Annotated in this window: 18 protein-coding genes; 13 read left to right on the top strand and 5 right to left on the bottom strand. The window is 56.2% G+C overall.

Annotated features, from left to right (window positions below; genetic code table 11):
• Nucleotides 1-53 precede the first annotated feature (53 nt).
• Together ahpC and BN1117_RS02540 are read right to left on the bottom strand one after the other, a co-directional pair.
• Nucleotides 54-620 (bottom strand): alkyl hydroperoxide reductase subunit C, encoded by a 567-nt coding sequence (ahpC, locus tag BN1117_RS02545; RefSeq protein WP_005299724.1) that lies wholly within the window; start codon nt 618-620, stop codon nt 54-56.
• 698 nt (nt 621-1,318) lie between these two features.
• Nucleotides 1,319-1,765, bottom strand: coding sequence for a CBS domain-containing protein (locus BN1117_RS02540; protein ID WP_040094695.1), 447 nt, complete (start codon nt 1,763-1,765; stop codon nt 1,319-1,321).
• 212 nt (nt 1,766-1,977) lie between these two features.
• Between BN1117_RS02540 and queA the strand changes: the two genes are divergently transcribed.
• The 7 genes from queA (at nt 1,978) to nlpI (ending at nt 8,962) form a co-directional block, all read left to right on the top strand.
• Nucleotides 1,978-3,030 (top strand): tRNA preQ1(34) S-adenosylmethionine ribosyltransferase-isomerase QueA, encoded by a 1,053-nt coding sequence (queA, locus tag BN1117_RS02535; protein WP_040094694.1) that lies wholly within the window; start codon nt 1,978-1,980, stop codon nt 3,028-3,030.
• 74 nt (nt 3,031-3,104) lie between these two features.
• On the top strand, nt 3,105-4,241 hold the full coding sequence (gene tgt, locus BN1117_RS02530; protein WP_040094693.1) for a tRNA guanosine(34) transglycosylase Tgt: 1,137 nt from the start codon (nt 3,105-3,107) through the stop codon (nt 4,239-4,241).
• A 51-nt stretch (nt 4,242-4,292) separates the two neighbouring features.
• On the top strand, nt 4,293-4,628 hold the full coding sequence (gene yajC / locus BN1117_RS02525) for a preprotein translocase subunit YajC (protein ID WP_005337327.1): 336 nt from the start codon (nt 4,293-4,295) through the stop codon (nt 4,626-4,628).
• Nucleotides 4,629-4,646: 18 nt separating this feature from the next.
• Nucleotides 4,647-6,500 carry a protein translocase subunit SecD gene (gene secD, locus BN1117_RS02520; protein ID WP_040094691.1) on the top strand — a complete coding sequence of 618 codons (1,854 nt, stop codon included), beginning with the start codon at nt 4,647-4,649 and terminating at the stop codon, nt 6,498-6,500.
• 11 nt (nt 6,501-6,511) lie between these two features.
• A complete protein-coding gene (gene secF, locus BN1117_RS02515; protein ID WP_040094689.1) occupies nt 6,512-7,459 on the top strand; it encodes a protein translocase subunit SecF in 948 nt (315 codons plus the stop codon).
• Nucleotides 7,460-7,556: 97 nt separating this feature from the next.
• Nucleotides 7,557-7,925: a rhodanese-like domain-containing protein gene (locus BN1117_RS02510; protein ID WP_040094687.1), complete on the top strand. Its 369-nt coding sequence runs from the start codon at nt 7,557-7,559 to the stop codon at nt 7,923-7,925.
• A gap of 92 nt (nt 7,926-8,017) precedes the next feature.
• Nucleotides 8,018-8,962 (top strand): lipoprotein NlpI, encoded by a 945-nt coding sequence (gene nlpI / locus BN1117_RS02505; RefSeq protein ID WP_280135994.1) that lies wholly within the window; start codon nt 8,018-8,020, stop codon nt 8,960-8,962.
• Nucleotides 8,963-9,025: 63 nt separating this feature from the next.
• Here the strand turns inward: nlpI and BN1117_RS02500 are convergent, their stop codons facing one another.
• Both BN1117_RS02500 and ubiU read right to left on the bottom strand, forming a co-directional pair.
• Nucleotides 9,026-9,898: a U32 family peptidase gene (locus tag BN1117_RS02500; protein ID WP_040094685.1), complete on the bottom strand. Its 873-nt coding sequence runs from the start codon at nt 9,896-9,898 to the stop codon at nt 9,026-9,028.
• Nucleotides 9,899-9,909: 11 nt separating this feature from the next.
• Entirely contained in the window at nt 9,910-10,905 is a 996-nt protein-coding gene (gene ubiU / locus BN1117_RS02495) for a ubiquinone anaerobic biosynthesis protein UbiU (protein ID WP_040094683.1), read from the bottom strand.
• A 189-nt stretch (nt 10,906-11,094) separates the two neighbouring features.
• Here ubiU and ubiT point away from each other — a divergent pair, with 189 nt between their 5' ends.
• A complete protein-coding gene (gene ubiT / locus BN1117_RS02490; RefSeq protein ID WP_040094681.1) occupies nt 11,095-11,628 on the top strand; it encodes a ubiquinone anaerobic biosynthesis accessory factor UbiT in 534 nt (177 codons plus the stop codon).
• On the opposite strand, the gene BN1117_RS02485 is transcribed toward ubiT, so the two are convergent.
• Nucleotides 11,581-11,997, bottom strand: coding sequence for a hypothetical protein (locus BN1117_RS02485; protein ID WP_040094679.1), 417 nt, complete (start codon nt 11,995-11,997; stop codon nt 11,581-11,583). The two genes, ubiT and BN1117_RS02485, sit on opposite strands and share 48 nt — an antisense overlap.
• 189 nt (nt 11,998-12,186) lie before the next feature.
• On the opposite strand from BN1117_RS02485, the gene trmJ reads away from it, so the two are divergent.
• From trmJ to iscA, 5 genes are all read left to right on the top strand, one after another.
• On the top strand, nt 12,187-12,909 hold the full coding sequence (gene trmJ / locus BN1117_RS02480) for a tRNA (cytosine(32)/uridine(32)-2'-O)-methyltransferase TrmJ (RefSeq protein WP_040094677.1): 723 nt from the start codon (nt 12,187-12,189) through the stop codon (nt 12,907-12,909).
• A 92-nt stretch (nt 12,910-13,001) separates the two neighbouring features.
• Nucleotides 13,002-13,505: a Fe-S cluster assembly transcriptional regulator IscR gene (iscR, locus tag BN1117_RS02475; protein WP_040094676.1), complete on the top strand. Its 504-nt coding sequence runs from the start codon at nt 13,002-13,004 to the stop codon at nt 13,503-13,505.
• 53 nt (nt 13,506-13,558) lie between these two features.
• Entirely contained in the window at nt 13,559-14,773 is a 1,215-nt protein-coding gene (locus BN1117_RS02470; RefSeq protein WP_040094675.1) for an IscS subfamily cysteine desulfurase, read from the top strand.
• A 41-nt stretch (nt 14,774-14,814) separates the two neighbouring features.
• Nucleotides 14,815-15,198: a Fe-S cluster assembly scaffold IscU gene (iscU, locus tag BN1117_RS02465; protein ID WP_040094674.1), complete on the top strand. Its 384-nt coding sequence runs from the start codon at nt 14,815-14,817 to the stop codon at nt 15,196-15,198.
• Nucleotides 15,199-15,213: 15 nt separating this feature from the next.
• A partial coding sequence (gene iscA / locus BN1117_RS02460) for an iron-sulfur cluster assembly protein IscA (protein WP_040094673.1) occupies nt 15,214-15,514 on the top strand: 301 nt, incomplete at its 3' end.

Raw genomic sequence — 15,514 nt, 5'->3', positions numbered from 1 at the left:
CGGGCCGGAAAGCAGACCGGCCCTGAAGCGGGCCGGTCTTGGAAGCAGGAGGCTTAGATCTTGCCTACCAGATCCAGGGACGGGGCCAGAGTGGCGTCGCCTTCTTTCCACTTGGCCGGGCACACTTCACCCGGGTGAGCGGCAACGTACTGGGCCGCTTTGACTTTGCGCAGCAGTTCCAGTGCGTCACGGCCGATGCCGCCAGCGTTGATCTCGACGATCTGGATGATGCCCTGCGGGTCAATCACGAAGGTACCGCGGTCAGCCAGACCGGCTTCTTCGATCATCACGCCGAAGTTGCGGGTGATGGTACCGGTCGGGTCGCCGATCATCGGGTACTGGATCTTCTGAATGGTGTCAGAGGTGTCGTGCCAGGCTTTGTGAGTGAAGTGGGTGTCGGTGGAGACAGCGTAGATCTCGACGCCCAGCTTCTGGAATTCGGCGTAGTTGTCAGCCAGGTCGCCCAGCTCGGTCGGGCAGACGAAGGTGAAGTCAGCAGGGTAGAAGAAGACCACGGACCACTTGCCTTTGAGGTCAGCGTCAGACACCTGAACGAATTTACCATTGTGGTAGGCGGTAGCATTGAACGGCTTGATTTCAGTGTTGATGTAGGTAGACATGTAATTGCTCCTTGGTGATGTACATATGCCGGTCTGGTGTTGAAGAGTCTTGCCAGACGAGGCGCTTAACTGTCGATGGATTCATCATAGGGGCTTCCGCTAATCGATAAAAGCCGCAATTTTGAATCGCTTAAATCTACTTATTAGATAAGTCACTATGGCTGTACATTACATGAATATCTCTGGCATACAGAGATAACTCCTTGTCGTGGTTCAATATCTGTGCGCTACATCCCCTTTTCAAGGCATCAGAAGAGGTGTGCAAAGCCGCGATTAAGAGACACGGTGGAGCAAAGTGTGGTGCAGGGGAGTGTGGCGCAGGAGCTTGAGGGAACTGGTCGCAGTGATGGGGATCTGTTGGCAAGGGGGAAGCCAAAAAGCGCAGATAAAAAAATCCCGGCGCTATCGCAACGACAGGGCCGGGTCATCAAACAAGGAATGGCTATATAAACAAATGCTTTACAGCAAAGACTAACTACGGGGTGTGCAAACTTGCAGACATATGAGAGGCAGATAATGGGTGCACAATCCCTCATCTCCCCCTCGGCAACTATTGCATGGGAGGGATAATAGTGTGACGCAGATCACAAGGCAAGTGTTTGTTGTAATTTTTCAATCAAAATGAAAGTGTTTCATGATTTAAGCCTGTTTTAACGGCTGAAAACGCTTTTATTGTAATTTAATTACAGTTTAACCCGTCAAAAATCGGTAGGTGGTTCCTGCTCCTCCATCAATTCCAGCAGGTTGATGGCCACGGCAATGAAGTCCGATTCGGTGACAATGCCGATCAACTTGCGTCCTTTGAGTACCGGCAGGCAGCCATATCTGTGGCGCTGCAGGTAGAGTGCTGCCTCCTTGATGCCGGCGTGAGGGTCTACGCTCGCCACTTGCCGTGTCATGATCTCGTCGAGTTGCACGCTGTCGGTAAATTCGGCTTCCCGCTCCGGGCTGATGAGCAGCAGCTTGGATTCCCGGGTAGCCAGGATATCGGTGAGGGTCACCAGCCCCAGCAGCTGGTGCTGCTCGTCAACAATGGGAATGTGGCGGATCCGCTCTTGCTGCATCAGATCCATCGCCTGTTTGACACTGTTTGACGGACCCAGAGTGAAGGGATGTTCGGTCATGATTTCAGATAGGGTCATCATGGTGGGCCTCCTTATGTATCTGCTTTCACCCTAGCCCAGCCCCAACGGGCAAAACATGATCAGGGTCAATACAAATCATTAAAGAATAATTAACCGGAGGTGTGTCTCAATATTGCTCGCTACCCCTTGTCTCTCTTGGGTTTTTGGTCTTTTGGGTTGCCTTGGAAGATGGGGATAACTAGACTAGCCGCCGATTCCCTCCGAGGTGAAAGATGCAAGTATCCGATTTTCATTTTGATCTGCCAGACGAGCTGATTGCCCGCTATCCGATGGCAGAGCGTACCGCCAGCCGCCTGTTGCAGCTCGATGGTCAAACTGGCGCCCTGCGCCACGGTCAATTTGTGGATGTGCTGGACCAGCTCAATCCGGGTGACCTGCTGGTATTCAACAACACCCGTGTGATTCCGGCCCGCATGTTTGGCCAGAAGGCCAGCGGCGGCAAGCTGGAGGTTCTGGTCGAGCGCATGCTGGACGAGCACAGCGTACTGGCCCATGTCCGAGCCTCCAAGGCGCCCAAGCCCGGAACCAGGATGATCATGGATGGTGGCGTGGAGGCCGAGATGCGTGCCCGTCACGATGCCCTGTTCGAGATCCACTTCCTTGACCCGCGCCCGGTGCTGGAGATTCTGGAGGCCATCGGTCACATGCCGCTGCCTCCTTATATCGATCGGCCCGACGAGGATGCCGACAAGGAGCGCTATCAGACTGTCTACAACCAGAAGCCGGGGGCTGTCGCTGCGCCGACTGCCGGCCTGCACTTTGATGAACCGCTGCTTGAGAAAATTCGCGCCAAAGGGGTTGAAACAGCGTTCGTCACCCTGCATGTCGGGGCGGGGACCTTCCAGCCGGTACGGGTGGACAATATCGAAGATCACCACATGCATTCCGAGTATGCGGAAGTGCCACAAGAGGTGGTAGATGCTATTGCGGCGACCCGCGCCCGTGGTGGTCGGGTGATTGCGGTGGGCACCACCTCGGTCCGTTCCCTCGAGAGTGCGGCCAAGGTGACCCTGGCGCAGGGCAAACCGCTGGCACCCTTTTTTAGTGATACCGATATCTTCATCTTCCCTGGCTACCAGTTCCAGATTGTCGATGCCATGATCACTAACTTCCATCTACCGGAGTCGACCCTGATCATGCTGGTCAGTGCCTTCGCCGGTTATGACCACGTGATGGCAGCCTATCAGGCAGCCGTGGCCGGGCAGTACCGTTTCTTCAGCTACGGGGATGCTATGTTCGTCACCCGTCGCCAGGTTGAAACATAAGTTTCAGCTTATTTACCGGGCCGTGAGCGGCCCCCCTATTGTCAGACTGTTTCTCTGACGCAGCCGAGGTAGCAATGAAATTTGAATTGAAAACCACCGATGGCCGTGCCCGTCGCGGTCAACTGGTGTTCGAACGTGGTACTGTCCAGACGCCGGCTTTTATGCCGGTTGGTACCTATGGCACCGTCAAGGGGATGACCCCTGAAGAAGTGCGCGAGACCGGTGCCCAGATCCTGCTGGGCAACACCTTCCACCTCTGGCTGCGGCCGGGTCAGGAAGTGATGCGTGCCCACGGCGATCTGCATGATTTCATGAACTGGCAGGGCCCGATCCTGACCGACTCCGGTGGTTTCCAGGTGTTCAGCCTGGGGCATATTCGCAAGATCACCGAAGCGGGTGTCCACTTTCGTCACCCCATCAATGGCGAGAAGATCTTCCTCGACCCCGAGAAGTCCATGGAGATCCAGTACGATCTGGGCTCCGATATCGTGATGATTTTCGATGAGTGCACCCCGTATCCGGCCACTTACGAAGAAGCGCGCAAGTCGATGGAGATGTCCCTGCGCTGGGGCAAGCGTTCCCGCGACAAGTTTGACGCGCTGGGCAACAAGAATGCCCTGTTCGGCATCATTCAGGGATCGGTCTACGAAGATCTGCGGGATGTCTCCCTTAAGGGGCTGCTGGAGATCGGCTTTGATGGTTATGCTGTGGGTGGTCTGGCAGTGGGCGAGCCCAAAGAGGACATGCACCGTATCCTTGAGCACGTCTGCCCGAAAATTCCGGCTGACAAGCCGCGCTACCTGATGGGTGTTGGCAAGCCGGAAGATCTGGTGGAAGGGGTGCGTCGTGGGATCGACATGTTCGACTGCGTGATGCCGACTCGCAACGCCCGCAACGGCCACCTGTTCACCACCGATGGTGTCGTGAAGATCCGCAACGCCAAGTATCGCAGCGATACCAGTACTCTGGATGCTGACTGCGATTGCTATACCTGCAAGAACTACACCCGCAGCTATCTATATCATCTGGACAAGTGCAATGAGATCCTCGGTGCTCGTCTGAATACGATTCATAACCTGCGTTATTACCAGCGGGTGATGCAAGGTTTGCGGGACGCGATCGAGCAGGGTAAATTAGACGACTTTGTAACAGAGTTTTACCGTCGGCAAGGGAAGCCTGTGCCTCCGTTAGCTGAAAATGACGTTAAATAACAACAACATATAATTTTGTTTTTCAAATCTACATCAATAAGAGGTTGTTAAATGAGCATTATCTCCAAGGCATATGCAGAAGGCGCAGCACCGGGTGCACAGGGTGGTGGCATGGAAATGATCATCATGCTGGCCGTATTTGGCCTGATCTTCTACTTCATGATCTATCGTCCCCAGGCCAAGCGTGCCAAGGACCATCGTAATCTGATGAGCTCCTTGTCCAAGGGCGATGAAGTGCTCACTTCCGGTGGCCTGGTTGGCAAGATCGCCAAAGTGGCTGCAGACAGCGATTATCTGGTGATCGCCCTGAACGACCAGACTCAAGTCACCATCAAAAAAGACTTCGTTTCTGCCGTTCTGCCCAAGGGTTCTATCCAGTCCCTTTAATCTCCCAAGGAGCACAGCGTGTTAAATCGCTATCCGCTGTGGAAATACCTGATGGTGATCTTCGTGATCGCCATCGGTTTTCTATATGCAGCCCCCAATCTTTACGGTGAAGACCCGGCTCTGCAGGTTTCTGCCAGCCGTGGTGCCGAAGTCAAGCTAGATACCCTTGATCTGGTGAAAGAGACCCTTGAAACGGCCAAGATCCCGGTTAAACATGCTGCATTCGAGCACGGTTTTATCCTGGTCCGTTTCATGAACACCGAAGACCAGCTCAAGGCGCGTGATCTCGTTGCCAGCAAGCTGGGCGATAACTTCATTACCGCACTCAACCTGGCACCTTCTACTCCCGCCTGGCTCGAAGCCATCGGTGCGGCGCCCCTCAAGCTGGGTCTCGATCTGCGCGGTGGTGTGCACTTCCTGATGGAAGTGGACATGGCCGAAGCCTTGACCAAGCAGCAAGAGCAGATGGTGCAGGATTTCCGTTCTGAACTGCGTACCCAGAAAATCCGCTATTCCGGGGTGCGTCGGGCAGGAGATCAGGTACAGGTGGTGTTTCGTGACGAAGGGGATCAGGAACGAGCCCTCTCTCATCTGCGCCGCCTCAACCCGGATCTGACCTTCACCAGCGAACAGAAAGGGGATGAGTTTATCCTCAAGGCTGCGCTCAGTGATGCCAAGATCAAGGAAGTGAGAAAGTATGCCCTCGAGCAGAACATCACCATCATCCGTAATCGCGTCAATGAGCTGGGTGTGGCCGAGCCACTGGTACAGCAACAGGGTGCCGAGCGCATCGTAGTCCAGTTGCCCGGTATCCAGGACACTGCCCGCGCCAAGGAGATCCTGGGGGCCACAGCGACCCTGGAGTTCCACATGGTGGATGAGGCCGCCGATATCCAGGCTGCTGCAGATGGCCGTGTTCCTCCCAGCTCCAAGGTTTACACCGACCGCAACGGGCGTCCGGTCGTACTGGAAAAGCGAGTGATCCTGACTGGTGACCACATCGTGGGTGCTCAGTCCGGTTTTGATGAGTACAGCCGCCCCCAGGTCAACATCAAGCTGGATGGCCAGGGTGGCAACAAGATGTCCAACTTTACCAAGGACAACGTTGGTAAAGGGATGGCCACCGTGTTCATCGAATACAAGCCGGTCGGTCAACCAGGGCCTGATGGCAAGCGCAAGTTCCGTAAGCAGGAGGAGGTGATCAACGTCGCCACCATCCAGTCTCGCCTTGGTAGTCAGTTCCGCATCACCGGCATCGACAATGCCAATGAAGCCCACAACCTGGCGCTGCTGCTGCGTGCCGGTGCTCTGATTGCTCCGATCCAGATCGTCGAAGAGCGTACCATTGGTCCGAGCCTGGGCCAGCAGAACATCGACAACGGGATGGAAGCCATCGGCTGGGCCATGTTGGTGATCGTGCTGTTCATGGGGATCTACTATCGTGTCTTTGGCTGGGTTGCCAACCTGGCACTGGTGTTCAACCTGGTGCTGATTGTCGGCATCATGTCGATGATCCCCGGCGCGACCATGACCCTGCCCGGCATTGCCGGTATCGTGCTGACACTGGGCATGGCGGTGGATGCTAACGTGCTGATCTTCGAGCGGATACGTGAAGAGCTGCGCAATGGGCGTGGTGTTCAACAGGCCATCCATCAAGGTTTTGATCGTGCCTTTTCGACCATCGCTGACTCCAACGTGACCTCGCTTATCACCTGTGTGATCCTGTTCGGTATCGGCACCGGCCCCATCAAGGGCTTCGCCCTGACCCTGGGCATCGGTCTGACTGCTTCCATGTTTACTGCCATCACGGTATCCCGCGCCATTATCAATCTGGGCTGGGGTGGACGGCGTATCGATAAGCTGCCCATCTGAGGATAGAGACGATGTTTCAGATTTTGCATTTTGAAAAACCCATCCCCTTTATGCGCTATGCCAAGCCGGGTGTGGTTTTCTCTTCCCTGCTGATGGTGATCGCCCTGTTCTTCCTGTTTGATCGGGGTCTGAACTGGGGATTGGACTTTACCGGTGGTACCACCATCGAGGTGGGATTCAGCGAGTCGGTGAGCCTGGATAAGATGCACGAGGTGCTGGACAACCAGAAGATTGACGGGGCGACCTTGCAACACTTTGGCTCCAGTCGTGATGTGCTGGTCCGCCTGACCCCGCAAGAGGGGATCAAGGTTGAACAGCAGGGTAACGAGGTGCTGGCTGCAGCTCAGCTTATCGACCCGGCTGCCGTGCTCAAGCGTGTTGAGTTCGTTGGTCCTTCAGTAGGGGATGAACTGGCCACCGATGGTGCCTTGGCCATGCTGGCCTCCATCCTCTGCATCATGATCTACGTAGCGGTACGCTTTGAGTGGCGTCTGGCGGTGGGGGGCATTCTCTCTCTGGTGCACGACGTGGTGATCACGCTAGGTGTGTTTGCCTACTTCCAGTACGAGTTCGACCTGACGGTGCTGGCAGCCTTGATGACCCTGGTGGGCTACTCCCTCAACGACACCATTGTGGTGTTCGACCGCTTGCGAGAGAACTTTCGCAAGGTGCGCAAGGGCGATACCGATTACATCCTGGATCTCTCCATGACCGAGACCCTGAGCCGAACCATCATTACCTCGGGTCTGACCTTCGTGGTGGTGCTGGCTTTGCTGCTCAAGGGCGGGGCACTGATCCACGGCTTCGCTGTGGCCATGGTGATCGGTGTGGCGTTCGGTACCTACTCCTCCATCTATGTGGCGAGTGCCTTTGCCATGTTCCTCGGGGTCAAGCGTGAGCACATGCTGCCGACCCAGGTGGAGAAAGAGGGCGCGGATCAACAGGAAATCCTGCCGTAATGAAGATGGGCGCCTCAGGGCGCCCTTTTTTATGGTTTCGATGCATGATAACCATCATCTTCAGTCATTGTTCATGGCTAAAAACAAGGAGAACGCGATGCAACATAACCCCCGCTTTCTGGCATTGGTCGACGCTATTCGTCCCCGCATTGAAGAGACAGATATACACCAGATCAAACGCTGGCAGGAGCAAGGGCACTCGTTTCACCTGATCGATGTGCGGGAAGAGAGCGAGTGGGCCAAAGGCCATCTGCCCGGCGCCCGTTATCTTGGCCGTGGCGTAATCGAGCGGGATATCGAGACCCTGTTCCCAGATCCCGAGACCGAGCTCTACCTCTATTGTGGCGGTGGCTTTCGCTCCATTTTGGCGGCGGACAACCTGCAACAGATGGGCTATCACAAGGTGATCAGTGTGGATGGTGGTTTTCGCGCCTGGTGTGAGGCCGGATATCCCGTCGAATCCTGATTTATTTGAGCCAGAGGGGCTCAGCCACATGACAAAGTCGCGGTTGACCTTTACCATATGCGGGTCAAGCGTAAGCGTCGTCGGAGTGTTCATTGAACGTCAGGAAAGGGATTGGATACCTCCTCGGTATCCTGTTGTTGCTTCCCATATGGGGTTGCAGCAGTAGCAGTCAGGTTAACACCCCTAAAGTTCCCAAACCGCAGCCTGCTTCACTGGTGTTGGCGACCCCCCTGCAGGTCTCCTACCAAAGCGAGCTGGCGTTGGCGCGCCTCGGGCAAATGCTCAGTGAAATGGAACTGACCACCGAGCAACGGGCTGAGTTGTTCTATGAGCGAGCCGTGGTGTTTGATCGGGTAGGCCTGCGCTCCCTCGCGCGGCTCGATTTCAACCGTGCCCTGCGGGAGAAGCCGGATTTCGCTGAAGCCTATAACTTCATCGGTGTCTATCTGGTGCAGCAGCAAAATTACGACGAAGCCTACGAGGCGTTTGATTCCGCCCTCGAATTGGCGCCGGACTATGACTATGCCTATCTCAACCGTGGCATCGCACTCTATTACGGCAACCGTCCCGAGCTGGCAGCGGCCGATATGAAGCGTTTCTACGAGGCGCAGCCGGAAGACCCCTATCGGGTGATCTGGCTTTATCTGGCCGAGCAGAAACTCGACCCGTCGGCAGCCATGAGCCGGATGCGCCAGCGTTTGGGCAAGTATGATGATGATGCCTGGAACTGGGATCTGGTCCGTCTCTATACCGGTGAGCTAACCTCGTCCCAGCTGATGGGCAAGGTCGTCAACGGGGTGAGGGATAACCGGGAGCTTGCCGAGCGCCTGTGTGAAACTTACTTCTATCTGGGCAAGTTCGAGTTGGGCAAAGGCAACCGCAAGGAGGCCATCAGCTACTTCAAGCTGGCCCTCTCCAACAACGTCTATGACTTTATCGAGCATCGCTATGCGCTGCTGGAGTTGGAGCTGATGGCACGCAAACCCCTGCCACTGGGTGCCCAGAGCGCTCGTGGTAAGAGCGATCAACCCTCCTGACCCATATCATTCTGCAGTAAAAAGGCCTCGCGATGAGGCCTTTTTGTTGCGCGAGTGGCGGGTTTATTCCACCAGGCTCATGCCGGGGATCTGACGCCAGTAGCCGTTGCAGTCGCTCCCCTGTTGCAGGGGCAGGGGATCCTGGCCCTGCTGATTGGCTTTGAAGCGGGCCAGCGTCTCCAGCGTCTCCATCCCTTGCGGCGACAGCCTGACCACATCCACCAGACCCGCCATGCCAGCCAGCTCGTTACCCAGGTTGTAGCAGTAACCGGACTGGGTCTGGATCCCGTTGAGATTGAACACCCGTTGCCCCTCACGGCTGTTGGCCAGTCGTCCGGTGGGGTAGTTGATGCAGGCGAGTTCGCAGTTGTCCTTGGGCTTGTCGAGGGAGCGGGCGGTGAAGCAGCGCGCCGAGTAGGCGAGCGGCAGATGGCCGTAGGCAAACACCTCCACCTCAAATTGGTCGCGCAGGGGGCCCAGATCCTGATTGAGCTGGATCAGCCAGTCACGGGAGAGCTCCACCGGCATGACCCAGCGTTTCATCCCCTGTTTGAGCAGCATGCGCAGCACATCGGCGTTATAGGCGTTGATGGCGGGGCCACAGACGAAGGGGATCCCTGCCTCCCAGGCGAGTTGTACCGTACCGAGATCGTTGGCTTCGACCATCAGGTCGCCATTGTCGACCAACCGCTTCACCTCTTTGAGTTCGGAAGGGGCGGAGATAAGGGCGAGGGTCGAGAGCACCACCTGTTTGCCGGAACTGGCCACCTGACGGGCCAGCGCAATCCAGTCATCCACTTTGAGTTCGCGCCGCTTGCTGCAGACGGTCTCCCCCAGATAGATGATGTCGGCCTGGCTGTCGGCTGCGGCATGGTAAAAGGCTTCGGTATCGGCTTTGGGCCAGTAGAAGAGTAGAGGCCCGAGAGAAAATTGCATGAGTGGGCTCCTTATTGCCACTGACGATGGTAGGCGCCGAGGGTAGTCTGACTACCTTCTGAAACGCGGGCGAGCTGGGCATCCCACTCAGCTTTGACCTGATAGGCCTCGGGATTGGCCTGATAGGCATCGATGGCCGCACGCCATACCCGGGTCACCTGCTCCACATAGGCGGGGCTGCGCTGGCGCCCTTCAATCTTGACCGACTGGATCCCGGTCTGGAACAGTTCGGGCAAGAGGCCCAGAGTGTTGAGACTGGTGGGCTCTTCCAGCGCGTGGTAGGTCTGGCCATCCACGTCGAAACGCCCCTTGCAGAGGGTCGGATAACCGGCATTTTCGCCCGGGCCATAGCGGTCGATCAGCACTTCGTTGAGCCGTGACTCGAGGCCATTCGGGGTCTCTTCCCAACGGACGAATTTGGCCGGTGAGCAGGCGCCGACGGTGTTGGGGCTCTCGCCAGTCATGTAGGAGGAGAGATAGCAGCGCCCCTCGGCCATGATGCAGAGGCTGCCAAAGGCGAACACCTCGAGGCCAACATCGGTCTCGCGGGCCAGTTGCTTGACCTGATGCATGGAGAGCACCCGGGGCAGCACTACCCGTGTGACATTGAATTGCTGCTGATAGAAGCGAATGGCGGCAGCATTGGTGGCGCTGGCCTGCACCGAGACATGGAGCTCCATCTCGGGGTAGTGGCGGCTGGCATATTCCAGCACGGCGAGATCGGCGATGATTAATGCATCGGCGCCGAGGGCCACCCCGCGATCAACCGCCTGTTTCCATCGAGTATCGGCCCCGGGATGGGCAAAGGTATTGATGGCAATATGCAGCTTGCGACCATGTTGATGCACATAATCCACCGCCTTCTCCAGTTTGCTGTCGGTAAAGTTGAGACCGGCAAAATGGCGGGCATTGGTGTCATCCTTGAAACCGATATAAACGGCATCGGCCCCGTTATCCACGGCGGTTTTCAGTGCCGGCAAACTGCCTGCCGGACAGAGTAATTCCATTGGTACGCTCCGAGAGTGCATATGAAGGGCAAACGAGCCCTGATTGTATGCAGCCATGCACTCCCGCATTTTGACCTGAGGCAGCTTTGTGTGGCTTTACCCTTCTTGAGGTAACCTTGCACAAGTTTGATTTCCAACAGGATCTTGCCACTCCCCCTGTGTTTGAATGCGCAAAAAAGGGAGTCTATCGTGTTTCAACAACTGCAACGCCGCCTGGTCGAACAGGCTCCGCGCTTCTTGCGCCATCCCCTCAAGCTGGTGCCATTCAATCTGCAAAAGCAGCTGATGGAGAGCTTGCTGGCCCGGGTTTTCAAAGAGGCCATCGCAGATGGCGATTTCGCGTTTCTGGCAAACAAGTGGCTGAAGGTAGAGGTCTCTGATCTGGCGCTGTGCTGGTTTATCAGTGAGCAAAACGGTCAGCTGGTGGTGGCGCGCGAGTGTGACAAGGCCGATGTCTGCTTCAGCGGGACCGCCAATGACCTGATCCTGATCGCCGGTCGCAAAGAGGATCCGGATTCGCTCTTCTTCCAGCGCAAGCTGAAGATAGAAGGGGATACCGAGCTGGGCCTTGAGGTGAAAAATCTGATGGACAGTCTGGATCTCGATGGCCTGCCGAGCCTGATGAAGTATCCCCTGATGGATCTGGCGACCTTTATCGAACGCGCCCGCACCGAGTCAGCGCAGGCTCCGGTGCAGACGGCGCCGGGCGGGATCCCGTCTTAAGTGAACTATCACTCCGTGGGCATGGTGACGATAATGGTGCCGTGCCCAGAGACAACGACAGGCCCAGACACAAGGCACCAAGGCGACGAGTGCCGCAGGGGCGGGCAACTGTGACATGGCCAGCCCCGCAGCCAGCCAGATAAAGGGCTGCGCTTCATACAGCCACTCCGGCTGCAGCCAGCGTTTGCTTGGAAAGATAATCAGGTCGGTACGCCGGTAGCTGGAGCGCATCATCCAGGTCACCGCTCCGGCGATAAACAGCAGGCCGCCTGCAAACCAGAGCAGGGGTTGTTCACCCAACATAATGACGGCGATGGCCGCCAGCAGGTAGAGGCTGGGCAATCTCTCATAAATAAAGGGAGGAAGCATAGCGTTGTGTCTCCTGTACCGTTTACCGGATATCTATCAAGTTTAGTTCTCCCCTCACACTCTCCTCATGCTGCTTTGTTATACAAACCGGTGGTTTTTGTTCTGAAATGGCTTGCCTTTTACGCTGCCAACAGAGCGCTCTCTTATGTTACAATTGCGCGCCATTTTTTGACTGAAGATTGATTGGGCATGTTGGATCAGATTCGTATTGTTTTGGTAAACACCTCTCATAGCGGCAACATGGGGTCTGCGGCACGTGCCATGAAGACCATGGGGTTGACCCAACTGGTACTGGTTGATCCGCAAACCTTACCGGATGACAATGCCTTCGCTCTGGCGGCTGGTGCCAGCGATCTGCTTGCCAATGCCCATATCGTCCCGACACTGGACGACGCGATCGCCGATTGTGGTCTGGTGATTGGCACCAGCGCCCGCTCCCGAACCCTTAGCTGGCCGATGCTCGATCCCCGTGAAGCAGGGGAGAAACTGGTTAGTGAGGGCGAGCGACATCCGGTCGCGTTGGTATTTGGCCGTGAACGCACCGGTCTGACCAACGATGAGCTGCAGAAATGCCACTACCATGTGGCAATCCCGGCCAACCCTGAATACAGCTCCCTCAATCTGGCGATGGCGGTACAGACCCTCTGTTACGAGGTGCGGATGCGCTGGCTGCAGGGGCTAGCCACAGAGCCTGAGGATGAGGTCACCTATCCCAGCGCCGCCCAGCTGGAAGGGTTTTATCAGCATTTGGAACAGACCCTGCTAAAGACCGGCTTTATCGCCGATGATCACCCAGGTCATGTGATGAGCAAGCTGCGCCGCCTGTTTAATCGGGCACGGCCAGAAGCGGCAGAGTTGAATATATTGCGGGGCATTTTGACTTCCGTGCAGAAGTCCCGTATTCCGGATTAATCCGACTAAATCACTCAACTATATACTTGACTAATTTGGTCGGGTATGTGACCATGTGCCCCATTGAATTGGTTCGCAAGACGGTAAGGCACATGAGACTGACTTCAAAAGGACGTTACGCTGTAACCGCCATGCTCGACGTGGCACTGCATGCAGAGCAGGGGCCGGTTCCCCTTGCCGATATTTCCGAGCGCCAGGGCATCTCGTTGTCCTATCTTGAGCAGCTCTTTGCCCGCCTGCGCAAACATGGTTTGGTCAGCAGTGTGCGTGGCCCGGGTGGTGGTTATCGTCTCGGGCTGGCACCTGACGAGATCTCTGTGGGTCAGGTGATCACCGCAGTAGACGAGTCGGTCGATGCCACCAAGTGCCTCGGGAAAGGGGGCTGCCATGGCGGCACCCAATGTCTGACTCACTCTTTGTGGCGAGATCTAAGCGAACGAATTTCCAGTTTTCTTGGCGAGATAACCTTGGCTGAACTGGTGCGCCAGGCCGATGTACGCCGGATAGCCGGCAAGCAAGATGAACAAATGAAGTCCGTGTTGTCCCTGGTTGAACGGGCAGAACGCGGCGATGTGAGCTTGAAAGTCCAACTATAAACGTGCTTTCCACAGCGGGATTCTGTATGACCCGGACTGTGACGGAGAAAAACATGAAACTGCCTATTTACCTTGATTATTCGGCAACCTGTCCGGTGGACCCGCGTGTCGCAGAAAAAATGATGCAGTGTCTCACCATGGATGGCCTGTTTGGCAATCCGGCCTCCCGTTCTCACCGTTTTGGCTGGCAGGCCGAAGAGGCGGTAGATCTGGCCCGTAATCAAGTGGCAGAGTTGATTGGTGCCGACCCGCGCGAAATAGTCTTTACTTCCGGTGCTACCGAGTCCAACAACCTGGCCATCAAGGGTGTTGCCCATTTCTATGCTGGCAAGGGCAAGCATATCATCACCTCCAAAACTGAACACAAGGCGGTGCTCGACACCTGTCGCCAGCTGGAGCGTGAAGGATTCGAGGTGACCTATCTTGAGCCGATGCCCAACGGCTTGTTCACCGTCGAGATGATCGAGAACGCTATGCGTGACGACACCACCCTGGTCAGCATCATGCATGTGAATAACGAGATCGGTGTGGTACAAGACATCGCTGCTATTGGTGAACTGTGCCGCTCCCGCAAGATTTTGCTGCACGTGGACGCCGTTCAGAGTGTGGGCAAGATCCCGGTAGATGTGGAAGCACTGAAAGTGGACCTGCTCTCCGTCTCTGCGCACAAGGTGTATGGTCCGAAAGGGATCGGTGCGCTGTTTGTGCGCCGCAAACCCCGCGTTCGTCTGGAAGCCCAGATGCACGGTGGCGGTCACGAGCGTGGCATGCGTTCCGGTACTCTGCCGACCCACCAGATTGTCGGTATGGGTGAAGCTTTCCGCATCGCCAAAGAAGAGATGGTGAGTGAAGGCGAGCGTATCTTGGCACTGCGTCAGCGTCTGTGGAATGGCATTAAGGATATTGAAGCTGTCTACATCAATGGCGATCTGGAGCATCGTGTGCCGGGCAATCTGAATGTCAGCTTTGCCTATGTGGAAGGGGAATCCCTCATCATGGCGCTGAAGGATCTGGCTGTCTCGTCCGGTTCGGCTTGTACCTCTGCCAGCCTGGAACCTTCCTATGTGCTGCGTGCGCTTGGCTTGAACGACGAGCTGGCACACAGCTCCATCCGTTTCAGTATGGGTCGCTTTACCACCGAAGAAGAGATCGACTACGCGGTCAAGCTTATTTGTGACTCCATCGGTCGTCTGCGTGAGATGTCCCCCCTGTGGGAGATGTACAAAGACGGCATCGATCTGAACACGGTCGAATGGGCTCATCACTGATCCACTGGAGCAGTGCACAACAGAATTAGCAGGAGTGAGAAATGGCTTACAGTGAAAAAGTAATCGACCACTACGAGAATCCTCGCAACGTTGGTGGTTTCGACAAGAATGATCCCAGCATCGCGACCGGCATGGTCGGAGCGCCCGCCTGTGGCGACGTGATGAAGCTACAACTGAAAATCAGCGATGAAGGCATCATCGAAGATGCCAAGTTCAAGACCTACGGCTGCGGTTCTGCCATCGCCTCCAGCTCCCTGGTGACCGAATGGGTCAAGGGCAAGACCTTGGACGAAGCGGCTGGCATCAAGAACACCGATATCGCTGAAGAGCTGGCCCTGCCACCGGTGAAGATCCACTGCTCCATTCTGGCTGAGGACGCCATCAAGGCAGCCATCGCCGATTACAAGCAGAAGAAAGGTCTCTAAGCGCCGGAGAGCAGTATGGCTATTACCATGACAGATGCCGCTGCGGCACGGGTTTCCTCTTTTCTGGCTAACCGGGGCAAGGGCATTGGCCTGCGCCTCGGCGTCAAAACCACCGGCTGCTCCGGTCTGGCCTACGTGCTTGAGTTCGTTGATGAACTGACCGATGAAGATCAGGTGTTCGAGCAGCAGGGCGTCAAGATTATTGTTGATGCCAAGAGCCTGATCCATCTGGATGGCACCGAGCTGGATTTCGTCAAGGAGGGCCTCAACGAGGGCTTCCAGTTCAATAATCCCAACGCCAAAGGCGAGTGTGGTT

This window comes from Aeromonas australiensis (assembly GCF_000819725.1).
Classification (GTDB): Bacteria; Pseudomonadota; Gammaproteobacteria; order Enterobacterales; family Aeromonadaceae; genus Aeromonas; species Aeromonas australiensis.
The sequence above is the reverse complement of the archived record's forward strand: the minus strand, read 5'-3'. Positions and strand labels throughout refer to the sequence as shown.

Bases quoted from the DNA above. Each gene is read 5' to 3' on its own strand.
- BN1117_RS02540 (WP_040094695.1), bottom strand. From the start codon at position 1,765: ATGATGACCCTATCTGAAATCATGACCGAACATCCCTTCACTCTGGGT.
- ubiU (WP_040094683.1), bottom strand. From the start codon at position 10,905: ATGGAATTACTCTGTCCGGCAGGCAGTTTGCCGGCACTGAAAACCGCC.
- BN1117_RS02500 (WP_040094685.1), bottom strand. From the start codon at position 9,898: ATGCAATTTTCTCTCGGGCCTCTACTCTTCTACTGGCCCAAAGCCGAT.
- BN1117_RS02470 (WP_040094675.1), top strand. From the start codon at position 13,559: ATGAAACTGCCTATTTACCTTGATTATTCGGCAACCTGTCCGGTGGAC.
- tgt (WP_040094693.1), top strand. From the start codon at position 3,105: ATGAAATTTGAATTGAAAACCACCGATGGCCGTGCCCGTCGCGGTCAA.
- queA (WP_040094694.1), top strand. From the start codon at position 1,978: ATGCAAGTATCCGATTTTCATTTTGATCTGCCAGACGAGCTGATTGCC.
- iscR (WP_040094676.1), top strand. From the start codon at position 13,002: ATGAGACTGACTTCAAAAGGACGTTACGCTGTAACCGCCATGCTCGAC.
- yajC (WP_005337327.1), top strand. From the start codon at position 4,293: ATGAGCATTATCTCCAAGGCATATGCAGAAGGCGCAGCACCGGGTGCA.
- BN1117_RS02485 (WP_040094679.1), bottom strand. From the start codon at position 11,997: ATGCTTCCTCCCTTTATTTATGAGAGATTGCCCAGCCTCTACCTGCTG.
- BN1117_RS02510 (WP_040094687.1), top strand. From the start codon at position 7,557: ATGCAACATAACCCCCGCTTTCTGGCATTGGTCGACGCTATTCGTCCC.
- iscU (WP_040094674.1), top strand. From the start codon at position 14,815: ATGGCTTACAGTGAAAAAGTAATCGACCACTACGAGAATCCTCGCAAC.
- ahpC (WP_005299724.1), bottom strand. From the start codon at position 620: ATGTCTACCTACATCAACACTGAAATCAAGCCGTTCAATGCTACCGCC.
- secF (WP_040094689.1), top strand. From the start codon at position 6,512: ATGTTTCAGATTTTGCATTTTGAAAAACCCATCCCCTTTATGCGCTAT.
- trmJ (WP_040094677.1), top strand. From the start codon at position 12,187: ATGTTGGATCAGATTCGTATTGTTTTGGTAAACACCTCTCATAGCGGC.